The organism is Synechococcus sp. MU1642, from assembly GCF_020514115.1.
Lineage (GTDB): Bacteria > Cyanobacteriota > Cyanobacteriia > PCC-6307 > Cyanobiaceae > Parasynechococcus.
In genome coordinates, this window is sequence record NZ_VTKZ01000001.1 from 19,995 (window position 1) to 33,148 (window position 13,154).

Below are 13,154 nucleotides of genomic sequence, written 5' to 3' on the forward strand. Positions count from 1 at the left end.
CCTCGATCTCGAGAAGGCGACCTTCTACCCTGTGCTGGGTTGGTGGTTGTGTTCGCCTTGCCCAGACTTCTTATACCGGTGGAGTCGACACCGGGAGAAACCCGTGTCGCGGCAACACCGGACACGGTCAAGAAATTTATTTCGTTGGGCTGCAGCGTCTTAGTCGAACGCGGAGCAGGTACCCCCTCCGGATACCTCGATGAGGCCTACGCCGAGCAAGGCGCAGATCTCATTGAGTTGGGAGACACATCGGCATGGAACCAGGCCGATGTTTTGCTCTGTGTTCAAACACCGAGCGCAACCACTCTGGCCCGCCTGCACCAAGGAGCGCTGGTGGTTGGTCTGCTCTCCCCCTACGCCAACGAAGAGCTGACAGCCACCCTTAAGCGCAGCGGCCTCTCCGCAATGGCGCTCGAGCTTTTGCCCCGGATCAGCCGGGCGCAGTCTGCCGATGCGCTGTCCTCCCAGGCCAACATCGCTGGCTACAAATCGGTGCTGCTGGCCTCCGCCGCGCTGGACCGTTACTTCCCGATGCTGATGACGGCAGCGGGCACCGTTCAGCCAGCCAAGGTGGTGATTCTCGGAGCAGGTGTGGCAGGGCTGCAGGCGGTGGCCACAGCGCGACGTCTGGGTGCAGTGGTGTACGTCAGTGACATCAGGCCTGCAGTGAAGGAACAGGTCGAATCCCTAGGAGCACGTTTCATCGAGCCCCCAGAGATGGACGAGAAGCCCTCGGAATCCGGTGGCTATGCCAAACAGGCTTCCGACGCCTTCCTGGCGGCCCAGCGTCAGCAGCTGTCCGATCAGCTGGCAGAGGCCGACGTGGCCATCTGCACCGCCCAGGTGCCGGGCCGTCGCGCTCCGCGTCTGATCAGCGAAGACATGCTTGATCGGATGCGCCCCGGTGCGGTGGTGGTTGACCTGGCCGTAGCCCAGGGCGGCAACTGTGCCGACACCGTTCCTGGCCAGACCGTGGATCGCAAGGGTGTGAAGCTGATCGGTGGTAACGATCTGCCCTGCAGCGTTCCAAATCACGCTAGTGCGCTTTACGCCCGCAACCTTGTGGCTCTGCTGGAGCCCACCTTGAAAGACGGCGTCCTCAGCCTCGATCCCGAGGATGAACTCATCGTCGGTTGTCTGATTGCCCAGGACGGCAGCATCCGTCGTGGCGATGTTCTTACCCCAGGTTCCAACTGATGTTTGTTGAATTTCTCTGGGTTCTCCTGCTTGGCAGCCTGCTTGGGCTGGAGTTGATCGGCAAGGTCCCCCCCACCCTGCACACTCCCTTGATGAGTGGTGCCAATGCCATCTCGGGCATCACCGTGTTGGCAGCGCTCACCGCCATCATCAAGGCTGGCGATAACACCGTTGTGTTGTTGCTGGGTTCCATTTCGCTGGGCTTTGCCCTGTTCAATGTGATCGGGGGCTTCCTCGTGACCGATCGGATGCTGGCCATGTTCAGCCGCAAGCCTGCTCGTAAGGAGAACCGCTGATGACTGACCTTCTCAAATACGCGATCGAGCTGGTTGCGGTTCTGTTGCTGGCACTTGGCATCAAGGGGCTCTCCAAGGTGCGTTCTGCCCGGGGTGCAAACCAGCTGGCCGCTCTGGCCATGGGCCTTGCGGTGTTTGGTCTGTTGCTCAATTACCTCGGCACCAGCGGCATCAGCATCGCCGCCTGGACCTGGATCATTGCCGGAACGTTGGTGGGGGGTGTGCTCGGTGTCATCACCGCCCAACGGGTGCCGATGACGTCGATGCCGGAGACGGTTGCCCTCTTCAACGGCTGCGGTGGCATGTCGTCGCTGTTGGTGGCCTTGGCTGCGGCGCTTTACCCGGCGGTCCTTGAAGCGGCAGGCCCCGTGGCCGTTGTGTCGATCGTTGTGTCCGTTTTCGTGGGTGCGATCACCTTCACTGGTTCGATCGTTGCCATGGCCAAGCTGCAGGGTTGGCTGTCCACGCCGGACTGGATGCAGAGCAGGGCGCGCCATGCCGTGAACATCGCGCTGGCGGTGGGATCCCTGGTTGGTGCTGTTGAGATGCTGCGCAACGCTGATTCGAGCACTGGCCTCTGGCTGGTGGTGGTGGCCTCTGGCCTGCTGGGGATCGGGGTGACGCTGCCGATCGGTGGCGCCGACATGCCCGTGGTGATTTCTCTGCTGAACAGCTATTCCGGTGTGGCTGCGGCGGCTGCCGGTTTCGTGGTGGGCAGTCAGTTGTTGATCGTGGCAGGCGCCATGGTTGGTGCTGCGGGCCTGATCCTCACCCAGGTGATGTGCAATGGCATGAACCGTTCCCTGGTGTCTGTGCTGTTTGGTGGCGCCCTTGGAGCCACGGCGGCTACCGGAGGTGGCGGTGGTGAATACACCAACATCACCAGTTGCAGTGTTGAGGAATGCGCCCTCACCCTTGAGGCTGCTGAACGGGTGGTGATTGTTCCGGGCTATGGCTTGGCCGTGGCTCAGGCTCAACACACGCTCAGGGAAGTGACTCGCGTGCTCGAAAGCGCGGGCATCGATGTTTCCTACGCCATTCACCCGGTAGCTGGCCGCATGCCGGGTCACATGAACGTGCTGCTGGCTGAGGCGGATGTGCCATACGAGCAGCTTCAGGAGATGGATCAAATCAATCCCGAGTTCCCCGCTACCGATGTGGTGTTGGTGCTGGGTGCCAATGATGTGGTCAATCCCCAGGCCAAGAGCGACCCCAATTCGCCGCTCTACGGCATGCCCGTTCTTGATGTGCAGGACGCCCGCACGGTGTTCGTGGTGAAACGGGGCATGAGCGCTGGTTACTCCGGCATCAAGAATGATCTGTTCGAGTTAGCCAACACCTCGATGTTGTTCGGTGATGCCAAGAAGGTGCTCGGCGATCTCCTGGTGGAACTGAAGGATCTGGGCCTGGGCAAGAAGTGATGGGGCCCGGCGTGGATAACCCCCAGCTGCGCGAGCGGCTGGGGGTTCCGTCGTTTGAGCAGCGCTGGCCCTGGGTCGGTGGTGACCTGCAAACCCTCCGCGACACCCTGCGCGAGGTGGATCTTCCCCACGATAAAGGGGTACCGATTGAAATCCCCGTGCCAGCCCTGCCTAGTGGAGCTGCGGCTGCAGGGTCATTGCTTGCCCTGCTCGATCAGCCGGAAGGGGAACCCAGAGGTTTGGTTCTCCTGCTCCATGGCCTGGGGGGATCCAGTTCTCGGGAAGGCCTGAGGCGGATGGGGGTAGCGCTGCAAGCTGCGGGTTTCGCCGTGTTGCGGCTGAATCTGCGCGGTGCGGATCCAGGCCGGCATCTGGCGGGTGGCACCTACGCAGCTCGTTGCAACAGCGATCTGCTGCCTGTGATTGCCCGGGCGCGCATGTTGGCGGCGGGTCGACCGCTGCTGGGAGCGGGCATCTCCCTGGGCGGCACGATGCTTCTCAATGCTGCTCTGGCCTCGCCTGGCGTGCTTGATGGCGTCTTCTGTGCCAGCAGTCCCCTGGATCTGGCCGCTTGCAGCGCCTCGATCGAGCGACCGCGCAATCGGGTCTACCAACGCTGGCTGCTCAAGCGATTGGTGCGTCAGACCTTGGCGGATCCCTTTGGGGTGAGCCACGACGAGGAGATCAAATTGCAAGCGACACCCCCCCGTTCGATCCGTGATTTCGATAGTGCCGTGACGGCTCCCCGCTGGGGGTTTGCGGATGTGGAGGCTTACTACCGCGAAGCCTCACCCCTGCAGCATCTGGTGCCTGCCTGCAAAGCGATGCCGCCCACCTTGCTGCTGCAGGCCCTGGATGATCCCTGGGTTCCTGCGTCCTCTGCGATTGATCTTGCTGAGGTGCTGCCGCCGGAGGCTGCGATTCGCACGTTGTTCACACCTCGGGGAGGGCATAACGGCTTCCATGGCCGTGACGGCTGCTGGGGGGATCAGCTGGCGGCGGCCTGGCTCAGGGATGTTGTTGCTGGCTAAGCCGTGATCCCATCTGGATGCAGGCTTTCTGCTCTTCAGTAATAGAAAGCTTGATCAGTGGGGTTCTGGTAAACGGCGCCACCGCAGCGTGTTGCAATCCTCCACAGTGCTTTGTGGATCGGGGTTGAGTCGTAGCGCACTAGCTCAGGGAACCTTTGCCTCAGAACTTGAGTTCCTCGCCAGGCGTTGTAATGCGGAATCGATGAATTGATGTGATGGCACACATGGGTTGAGCCGATTCCATGGTGCAGCAGGTTGAGGATTGGCCCGTAGGGACGATCAACCGTTTGCAGTGCTCCCTTCGACCAAGTCCAGGTCTCATTGGAGAAGTGAGGGATATCGGTGTTGGTGTGTTGCAGCCAGGTGTAGGTCGTCAGCCACATGTTGATCACCAGGTACGGCAGGCCATAGATGCACAGCACCCGGAGCAGGGAAAACTGCACTGAGGCGATGATCAACAGGACAACCATGGCGAGCAATCCGAGATTGGATCGCACCATCCACTTGCCGAATGAATTAGGGAAAAGGCGGCGTTTGCCGTTGATATTCCGCTTGCGGTTCCAAAAATGAGAGGTGGGGGAGTCGTAATCTTCGCCGCCAGTGGCGCCCAGAAATAGATAAAGCTGCCAGCCAATCACGAGGTGATTGAAGAGAGAAATGATCCCGAAGAGGGTGGGATTCAAATCCCTCTTGAGCCGCTCGGTGGTTTGTCCCATCGGCGATGTTGACCGCGGAGGGACGTGGGTTTCTCCTAGCTCCAGGTGATTGCAGTGGGCGTGATGCACTGCATGGCTATGGGCCCAGCTGTAGTACGGCACAAGCAAAATGCTGTGAAGCACAAAACCCACAACGCCTTCAATCCGGCGGTTGGGGTGGAAAGCGTGATGTCCGCATTCATGGGCGATCACCCAGCAGCCCATCGCAATGGTGCCGGTGATCACGCCGTAGAGGAGCCAGAGGGGGGCGGCGGCTGCAGAGAGCGGAACTCGGGTCCCAATGCCAATGGCCAGCAGCGAAAGGCCAACGGACATGGCCAGACTGGACCATGACTTCGCCGGACTCAGCTTGGAGAGCTCTGCTGGCAAGGCGCTGAGCAGCTCAGCTTTGTTGGGATAGGTGATTGAATCAGCGCTGTCTTCAGGGGCTGTATTTGCTGGTCGGATCGATGTTGCAAATGCCAAATGGAAGCCTCAAGACAAGCGCTCAATGGTTGGCGCTTAAGAATTCCATCATAATTGTTCGAGCTGCGGTCCGTGGGAGCTGTTGCTCTACAGGGGCTAAAGGCAATTGTTCTGATTTTGTTGTTCAGAATTCAGGCTGAATTTCAAGCCCCTTTGCTCGAAGTGCCATTTCTAAAAAGTGGATTGAACCTTTCGGCATTGCGTTGCTGGGTTTATTTGCTGTTATATCTTGCCTGCAGGGAGATCGTTGGTTTTCTCGAAAGGTGTTCTTTTTAAAATCCATTCTTCGACAGGTTGTTGGCCAATGATGTGCTGTTCAACGATTCTTTTGATCCGGTCGGGTGAAACATCGGAGTACCAAATCCCGTCTGGCCAGACCAAAAGAATGGGCCCTCGTTCGCAAACCCTGAGGCAGTCCGCTTTGCTGCGCAGAACAATCCCCTCCGGGCGTTCCGTGTTTTCGAGATTCAGTTCACGAACAACGCTCTTCAGTTCATTCCAGGTTTGTGCCCCAAGCGCTGTATCGCAGCATTTGGCTTTGGTGGCGGTTGCGCAGAGCAGTAGGTGATGGCTGACCCGTTGCATGCCTAAGCGGCGAGCGCTCCCATGGGCAAACGGGTGATACCGCGGTTCACCTGTTCCCGCACGGCGGTTCGCGCCCACTGATCCACCCTCAGTACGTCGTCCAATTGGGGCTGGGCCATTAGATCGGGTTTATGCCGCTCGCAGGCTGCCTCGATCACTGTGGGGATGTCGAGGAAGTGGATCTTCTCCTCGAGGAACTGCGCCACGGCTTCTTCGTTTGCAGCATTCATCACCGCAGGCATGGTGCCGCCGGCCCGTCCAGCGGCGTAGGCCAACTCCATGCAGGGGTATTTGGCGGGATCGGGGGCCCGGAAGGTGAGCTGACCAACTTCCGTGAGATCCAGTCGCCGCCATGGCGTCTCCAGGCGTGACGGCCAGCTGAGGCAGTAGAGGATGGGCAGCTTCATGTCGGGCCAGCCCAGCTGGGCCAGCACAGACGAATCCGCCAGCTCGATCATCGAATGGATGATGCTCTGGGGATGGATCACTATCTCGATGTGGTTGTAATCAAGGCCGAACAGGTAGTGGGCTTCGATCACCTCCAGCCCCTTGTTCATCAAGGAGGCGGAATCCACGGTGATCTTGCGGCCCATGCTCCAGTTTGGGTGACTGGTGGCATCAGCCACGGTGGCCTTTTCAAGGTCGGCGGCCGTCCAGTCGCGGAAGGCGCCGCCGGAGGCTGTGAGCTGAATCCGCCGCAGTCCCGGTGTGGGCACGCCGGTGGAGAGGCGTGCGTTTTCAGCCCAGGGGGTTCCCTGCAGGCACTGGAAAATTGCCGAGTGCTCCGAATCCGCCGGCAGCAGACGGCTGCCGCTCTTCTTCAGCTCCGGCAGCACCACGGGGCCGGCTGCAATCAGCGTTTCCTTGTTCGCTAAAGCCAGGTCTTTGCCGGCGCGGATCGCCGCCAGGGTCGGCAACAGACCGGCGCAACCAACAATGCCCGTCACTACCAGGTCGGCGCTGTCCCAGGCGGCAGCAACGTTGAGACCGTCAGCACCTCCCACCAGCTGGGGTGCATCGGCGCCTGTGACGCCGGCGTCCTGCAGACGCTCCTGCAGTTCGGGCAGGAGATCGGCATCGGCCAGGGCCACCACCTCAGGGCGATGCCTCTGAACTTGGTCAACTAACAGCTTCAGGTTGCGGCCGGCCGTCAGGGCCACAACGCGGAACTGCTCCGGAAACTCCTCAGCGATCTGGAGGGTCTGGGTGCCGATCGAACCGGTGGATCCCAGCACGCTGATGGCTTTCATGCTGTTCCGGCAGTTGCAACAAGTCTCCCACCAGGACCGTTGAACGCTGGCAAGCTGGCGGACAGCTTGTGGAGATCGCATGGCGAAGGAACAGTGGCGATCGGGCCTGGGGTTTGTCCTGGCGGCTGCAGGCAGTGCCGTGGGTCTGGGCAATCTCTGGGGCTTTGCCTATCGCGCCTCCCAGGGAGGTGGCGGCGCCTTCCTGCTGCTCTACGTGGTGATTGTGCTGTTGGTCTGTCTGCCGGTGCTGGTGGCCGAAATGGTGCTGGGGCGCAGCACCGGCCAAAGCCCCCTGCTCGCGCCAGTGGCGGCCGCCGGTCGCCGTTGGCAGCCGATGGGTTGGCTGTTCGTGCTGGCGGCCAGTGGAATCCTGGCCTTCTATGCCGTGTTGATGGGCTGGACCGGGGCCACGCTGGTGCAGACCCTCACCCAGGGGCTCCCGGCGGATATCGCTTCAGCGGAAGCCTTTTTCGCCGGCCTCAGTGGCGGCCGCTCCGCCTTGATCGGCCAGCTGCTCAGCCTGGTGGCGACTGCTGCTGTGGTGGCGGCCGGCGTGCGCGGAGGCATTGAGCGGTTGTCCCGCTGGGGGCTGCCGCTGTTGTTTGTGCTGCTGATTGGCCTTGCGGTTTGGGCCGCTGGTCTTGATGGGGCTTCGGAGGGCTATCGCACCTTCCTGCTCCGCTGGGACAACAGCCAGCTGCAGGACCCCACCACGATTCGCAATGCCTTCACCCAGGCCTTCTTCTCGATTGGCACGGGCATCGGCTGCATCCTTGCCTATTCGGCCTACCTGAGCCGGCGCGCCCACCTGCCGCGGGAAGCCGTGGCGGTGGTGGGGATGGACACTGCTGTGGGCTTGCTGGCCGGCATGGTCACCTTCCCTGTGGTGATGAGCTTTGGCCTCCAGGATGTGATCAGTGGCTCAACCCTGGGCACGATCTTCATCGCGCTGCCCACGGGCCTGGGTTCGCTGGGCGCCACAGGTCAGCTGGTGGCGGTGCTCTTTTTTGCGCTGGCCCTGATTGCAGCGATCACCTCAGCGGTGTCGCTGTTGGAGGTGCCGGTGGCCTGTTTGATCGATCGCCTGGGGTGGAGCCGCTCCCGGGCCGTCTGGGTGTCCGCGGCGTTGATCTTTGTGGCCGGTCTTCCAGCGGCCACCTCAATGGAGGTTCTCGGCTGGATGGATTCCGTGTTTGGGGGCCTGCTGCTGATTCTGGGAGGCTTGCTCCTGGCCCTGTTACTGGGTTGGGTGCTCCCCGCCCGCTTTCAGGAGGAGCTCAGCCATTCGGGGAGTCCGATCTGGCTGCAGCGCTTTCTGCTGGTGATGCTGCGCTGGATTTCGCCGCCGGTGATCGCCGTTGGTCTGGTGATCAGCGTGGTTGATCTGATCCCCAGCTGAAGCATTCGCCTGGCGAGTGCCTACGGCTGATCCGAAGAATCGAGCATGGATTCCATCTTGCGAATCCTCTGCAGCATCTTGTCCCACACCTCTGCTTTCCAGGCTTGCTCCGCGTCGCCCGTGGACGCGGCCAATTGCTTCTGAGCCGCGAGCTTCGCCTCAAGATCCTCGCCGGCATCGAGGGCCTTCATCAGCTCCATCTCGAGCTTGGCGGTTTCCATGAAGTTCAGCTTCTTCAGCCAGAGCATGGGGAGCAACAGGATCGGGGTTCAGTTTGCCGGGATCAGGCGCGGATCCACTCCGTCACCCCGCCGGGTTTGTCGATCAGCTCCACCCCTTGGGCGACGAGCTCATCCCGGATCCGGTCGGCCTCCGCGTAATCTTTGGTTGCTTTCGCTGCCTTGCGCGCCGCAATGGCTGCATCAATGGCGCCGTCGTCGAGACTGGTGGCGGCTTCCGCTTCCGAGCGCAGTCCCAGTACCGCCGCCAGGTGTCGCAGCAGCTGCCAACGCCCCTCCAGATCCTTCAACTCCGGCTCAGGCAGGGCGGCGTCTTCCCCCCGTTCCAGCCGGTTGGCGAGGGCCCGCAGGGGCTTGGCCAGATCGAACAGCACGGCCAGTCCGCCCGAGCTGTTCAGGTCATCGTCCATGGCGCTGATGAAGCGTTGTTCGAACTCCACCAGAGCGGTGTCGGCTGGACCTCCGTTGGCGGTCATGGCGCCCTCTGTGAGCGGTGCGGCGATGCTCCAGCCAAGGCTCTCGCCGTGGCGATCGCCAAGGCTCAGGGCCGCATTCAGACCCTTCCAGCCGGTGGCTGCGGCCTCAAGGGACTCGGCGGTGAAATCAAGCGGTTTGCGGTAGTGCGCCTGCAGCACAAACAGGCGAAGGGTCATCGGCGAGATTCCACTGTCCAGCAAGGCGCGGATGGTGGTGAAGTTGCCGAGCGATTTGGACATCTTGGTGCCACCGACATTGACCATGCCGTTGTGCATCCATAGCTTCGCCAGGGTTGTGCCGTTGGCGGTTTCCGATTGAGCAATCTCGTTTTCGTGGTGCGGGAACACCAGATCTCCGCCACCGAGGTGAATGTCAATGGTTTGCCCCAGTTCCTGGCGCACCATCGCTGAGCATTCGATGTGCCAGCCCGGGCGGCCTGGCCCCCAGGGGGATTCCCAGCTGGGTTCTCCGGCTTTGGCCCCCTTCCACAGGGCGAAATCAAAGGGATGACGCTTGCGGCTTTCCTCTCCATCAGCGGTTCGACCGCTGGCTCCTTGCTGCTGGTCGTTGGGGTCGCGGCCGCTGAGCTTGCCGTAGTTCTTGGCCTTCGAAATGTCGAAGTAGACATCACCGTCTGAGCTGTAGGCGGCTCCTTTGGATTCCAGTTCGCTGATCAGTGTCTGGATGCCTTCGATGCAGCCGGTGGCCCGAGGCATTCGGTCGGCCGGCAGAATATTTAGACGCCCCATGTCGACCTCGAACGCTTCGATATTGCGTTCGCTCACCGCCTGCATCGTGACGGCCTCCTCATTGGCGCGGTTGAGGATCTTGTCGTCGATGTCGGTGTAGTTCTGGACGTAGGTGACGTCGTACCCGCGCCAGATCAGATAACGGCGCAGAACATCCCAGTTGATGTAGCTGCGGGCATGGCCCAGGTGGCAGAGGTCGTAGACCGTCACGCCGCAGCAATAAATGCTGGCTTTGCCCGCGGTGATGGGCTCGAACGCTTCGGTGCGGCTGGTGAGGCTGTTGGTGAAGCGCAGGGACACAGCTGATCAGGAGCTCAGGATGAGGCTACGGCCTGTTCGGCTGCGCTTATTTCGCCTCCATCCAGTTCGCGCCGACGCCGGTCTCCACCACCAAGGGAACACTCAGTTCAACGGCCTGTTCCATGGTCCGCACCACCAGCTCTCGGGTGGCGTCCAGGGCGTCCGGTGCCACCTCGAGCACCAGTTCGTCGTGCACCTGCAGCAGCAGCTGGGCCGGTAGGCCCTGACGCTGCAGGGCGTCTTGCAGCTGCACCATCGCCACTTTGATGATGTCGGCACTCGAACCCTGAATCGGGGCGTTGGCAGCCGCCCGCAGTTGCTGCGCCTCCATGCCACCGCGGCGGGCCACATCCAGGTCGATCTCCAGAGGGTCCTTGCCCAGCAGCCGCCCCAGGCCGTTGCGATCGAAGTGGAACGGCCGCCGGCGGCCGAGAATCGTTTCCACGTAACCGCGGCTGAGGGCGAGCCGCTCCTGCAGCTCGAGGAAGGCGAACACCTTCGGGTAGCGCTGCTTGTACTTGGCCAGGAACTCCTTGGCTTCGCTCTGGCTCACGCCGGTTTCCCGGGCGAAGCGCTGGGCTCCCATGCCGTAGATCACACCGAAGTTGATCGTTTTGCCGAGCCGACGCTCGTCCGGGCTGACTTCGTCCTTGTCCAGCAGCAGCCTGGCGGTCAGCGCGTGCACGTCGTCGCCGCTGCGGTAGGCCTCCTGCAGCACCTCTTCTCCCGAGAGGTGGGTGAGGATGCGCAGCTCGATCTGGGAGTAATCAGCGCTGAGCAGGGTCCAGCCCTCCTGCGGCAGGAAGGCCTTGCGGATCCGCCGGCTGTACTCGGTGCGCACCGGAATGTTCTGCAGGTTGGGGTTGCTGCTGCTCAGCCGCCCCGTTGCCGTCACCGCCTGGTTGAAATCGGTGTGGACCCGCCCGGTTTCAGCCTCCACCAGCTGCGGCAAGGCGTCGATGTACGTGCTCTTGAGTTTGCTGAGCACCCGGTGCTCCAGCACCAGGGGCACCACCGGGTGGTCGTTGCCGAGCTTTTCCAGCACGGTGGCGTCGGTGCTGAAGCCGGTTTTGGTGCGCCGGGATTTCTTGCGATCCAGGCCAAGGGTGTCGAACAGCAGCTCCCCCAGCTGCTTGGGTGAGGCCAGGTTGAAGTCCACTCCAGCGGCTGCTTTGGCGTCGGATTCCAGCTGCTGCAGGGTGGTGCCCATCTCCTCGGAAAGGCCCTGGAGATAGGGCACATCAATGCGGATTCCGGTGGATTCCATCCGGGCCAGCACCGGTTCCAGCGGCTGCTCCACCTGCTCCAGCAATGGCAGCAGTTGGGGGCCCATGGTCTCCAGCTGACGTCGCAGCAGCAGGGCGAGGCGGTGGGTGACGTGCACGTCCATGCCGCAGTACAGGCTGGCGGGCTCCAGCGGTACATCGGCGAAGGTTTGCTTTTTGCCCACCAGATCGGTGAAGGCGGTGGGCTGGAAGCCGAACTCCCGTTCGGCCATCAGCTCCAGACCATGTTTGGCCGCGGCATCCCGCAGGTAATCGGCCAGCAGTGTGTCGATCACGACGCCCTCCAGGGCAACGCCATGCCGCAACAGGATCAAGCGGTCGTATTTGGCGTTCTGCAGAGCCTTGGGGTGGTTGCTGCTGGCCAGCCAGGGGGCGAGGGCGGTGAGCACGGTTTCCAAGGGCAGCTGCTCCGGGCTGCTGTCTTCACTGCCTTTGTGACCCAGCGGGATGTAGGCGAGTGCGTCCAGGGCCTCTCCCCAGCAGATGCCGATGCCCACCAGTTCGGCGCGGAATGGGTTGAGGTCGGTGGTCTCGGTGTCGAAGGCCACAGGCAGGCTGCTGTCGGTGCAGGCCATCAGTCTTTGCACCAGGGCGTCCAGGGCCGTTTCGGTCTGGATCAGCTGCGGCTTCAGGGCCGGCAGCCCCACGTCGTCTTGGGTTGTCGGCTCGGTTGCGGCCTCTGCAGCTGCCGGTTCTGTGGTGGCTGAGCGGCGGGGGGTCTTAGCTGTAGCGGCCTCCGCATTGGCCCCGTAGCCTCCTTCGGAGAAAGCCGCCACAAAGCCGCCCACCTGGCGCAGCAGGCTGTTGAGTTCGAGGTCTTCCAGGCAACTGCTCAGGCCGTCGGCATCCACCGACGACAACGGCAGGCTGGGTTCCTTGGGCAGGGGAACATCGACGAGAATCTCGGCCAGCTTGCGCGACAGGTAAGCGTTGTCGCGGTCGGCGCGCAGCTTCCCTTTCAGTGCACCTTTGATGGCTCCCCGACTTGCTTGCGGCCCTTCCGCTTCCACCTGCTCGAGGGTGGCGTACACAGCGTCGAGGTCGCTGTTGTCCTTTAGCAGGTTGATGGCTGTTTTCGGTCCAACACCACGCACGCCGGGGATGTTGTCGGAGCTGTCACCGGTGAGGGCCTTGAGGTCCACCACCTTGTCGGGCATTACGCCGAGCTTGCCGAGCACCCCCTCTTCGCGGATCAGCGTTGGACCACTGCTTTTGGCGTAGGGCCCGCCGCCCATGTAGAGCACCGCGATGTCGCGGCTGTCGTCTACCAGCTGGAACAGGTCGCGGTCTCCCGAGAGGATCCGGACGCCCCATCCCGAGTCGGCCGCCCGGTTCGCAAGGGTTCCCAGCACATCGTCGGCTTCGTAACCCGGTGCCATGCAGAGGGGGAGCTGCAGGTGCGTTTCGAGGATCTGCTGCAGCTGTTCGAGGTCCTGGAAGAACACCTCAGGTGCGACATCCCGATGGGCCTTGTAGTTGGCATCAGCCTTGTGGCGAAAGGTGGGTTCGGCCGTGTCGAAGGCGATCGCAACACCTTCGGGCTTCAGGGATTTGCTGTTCTCCAGCAGGGCCTTGAGAAAGCCGTAGGTCACGCTGGTGGGCCGGCCGTCTTTGGTCGCCAGACCCCCTTCCCCTCCCTTGCTGAAGGCGTAGAAGCTGCGGAATGCCAGGGAATGGCCATCCACAAGAAGCAGGAGGGGCTTGGCGGTGGCCTCGGGCATGACTTCGGTGGAGACGTGGGTG

General features: G+C 62.2%; 10 protein-coding genes. 5 read left to right on the plus strand and 5 right to left on the minus strand.

Translation table 11 applies throughout. The features are described 5' to 3' along the window. Positions 1–48 precede the first annotated feature (48 nt). Genes FZZ85_RS00120 through FZZ85_RS00135 form a run of 4 tightly spaced genes read left to right on the plus strand, consistent with a single transcriptional unit; the run spans position 49 to position 3,945 of the window. Complete coding sequence (locus FZZ85_RS00120) at positions 49–1,197, plus strand: Re/Si-specific NAD(P)(+) transhydrogenase subunit alpha (protein ID WP_226411911.1); 1,149 nt, start codon at positions 49–51, stop codon at positions 1,195–1,197. Further along, positions 1,197–1,493, plus strand: coding sequence for an NAD(P) transhydrogenase subunit alpha (locus FZZ85_RS00125; RefSeq protein ID WP_226411028.1), 297 nt, complete (start codon positions 1,197–1,199; stop codon positions 1,491–1,493). The genes FZZ85_RS00120 and FZZ85_RS00125 overlap by 1 nt, the downstream gene beginning before the upstream one ends. Next, positions 1,493–2,914 carry an NAD(P)(+) transhydrogenase (Re/Si-specific) subunit beta gene (locus FZZ85_RS00130; RefSeq protein ID WP_226411030.1) on the plus strand — a complete coding sequence of 474 codons (1,422 nt, stop codon included), beginning with the start codon at positions 1,493–1,495 and terminating at the stop codon, positions 2,912–2,914. Before FZZ85_RS00125 ends, FZZ85_RS00130 begins: the two co-directional genes overlap by 1 nt. After that, on the plus strand, positions 2,914–3,945 hold the full coding sequence (locus tag FZZ85_RS00135) for an alpha/beta fold hydrolase (protein ID WP_226411032.1): 1,032 nt from the start codon (positions 2,914–2,916) through the stop codon (positions 3,943–3,945). Before FZZ85_RS00130 ends, FZZ85_RS00135 begins: the two co-directional genes overlap by 1 nt. Before the next feature lie 35 nt (positions 3,946–3,980). Here FZZ85_RS00135 and FZZ85_RS00140 read toward each other — a convergent pair whose 3' ends face one another. Further along, complete coding sequence (locus tag FZZ85_RS00140) at positions 3,981–5,126, minus strand: fatty acid desaturase (protein ID WP_226411034.1); 1,146 nt, start codon at positions 5,124–5,126, stop codon at positions 3,981–3,983. Between the two features lie 587 nt (positions 5,127–5,713). Beyond that, positions 5,714–6,961, minus strand: coding sequence for a 1-deoxy-D-xylulose-5-phosphate reductoisomerase (locus FZZ85_RS00150; protein ID WP_226411038.1), 1,248 nt, complete (start codon positions 6,959–6,961; stop codon positions 5,714–5,716). Positions 6,962–7,040: 79 nt separating this feature from the next. Between FZZ85_RS00150 and FZZ85_RS00155 the strand changes: the two genes are divergently transcribed. Continuing rightward, positions 7,041–8,360 carry a sodium-dependent transporter gene (locus tag FZZ85_RS00155; RefSeq protein ID WP_186495848.1) on the plus strand — a complete coding sequence of 440 codons (1,320 nt, stop codon included), beginning with the start codon at positions 7,041–7,043 and terminating at the stop codon, positions 8,358–8,360. A gap of 20 nt (positions 8,361–8,380) precedes the next feature. On the opposite strand, the gene FZZ85_RS00160 is transcribed toward FZZ85_RS00155, so the two are convergent. The 3 genes from FZZ85_RS00160 to polA are packed head-to-tail and all read right to left on the minus strand — an operon-like array spanning position 8,381 to position 13,132. Then, positions 8,381–8,608, minus strand: coding sequence for a hypothetical protein (locus FZZ85_RS00160; RefSeq protein WP_226411040.1), 228 nt, complete (start codon positions 8,606–8,608; stop codon positions 8,381–8,383). Between the two features lie 35 nt (positions 8,609–8,643). Continuing rightward, entirely contained in the window at positions 8,644–10,125 is a 1,482-nt protein-coding gene (gene cysS, locus FZZ85_RS00165; protein ID WP_226411042.1) for a cysteine--tRNA ligase, read from the minus strand. 46 nt (positions 10,126–10,171) lie between these two features. Beyond that, positions 10,172–13,132 (minus strand): DNA polymerase I, encoded by a 2,961-nt coding sequence (gene polA / locus FZZ85_RS00170; protein ID WP_226411044.1) that lies wholly within the window; start codon positions 13,130–13,132, stop codon positions 10,172–10,174. Positions 13,133–13,154: the final 22 nt, after the last annotated feature.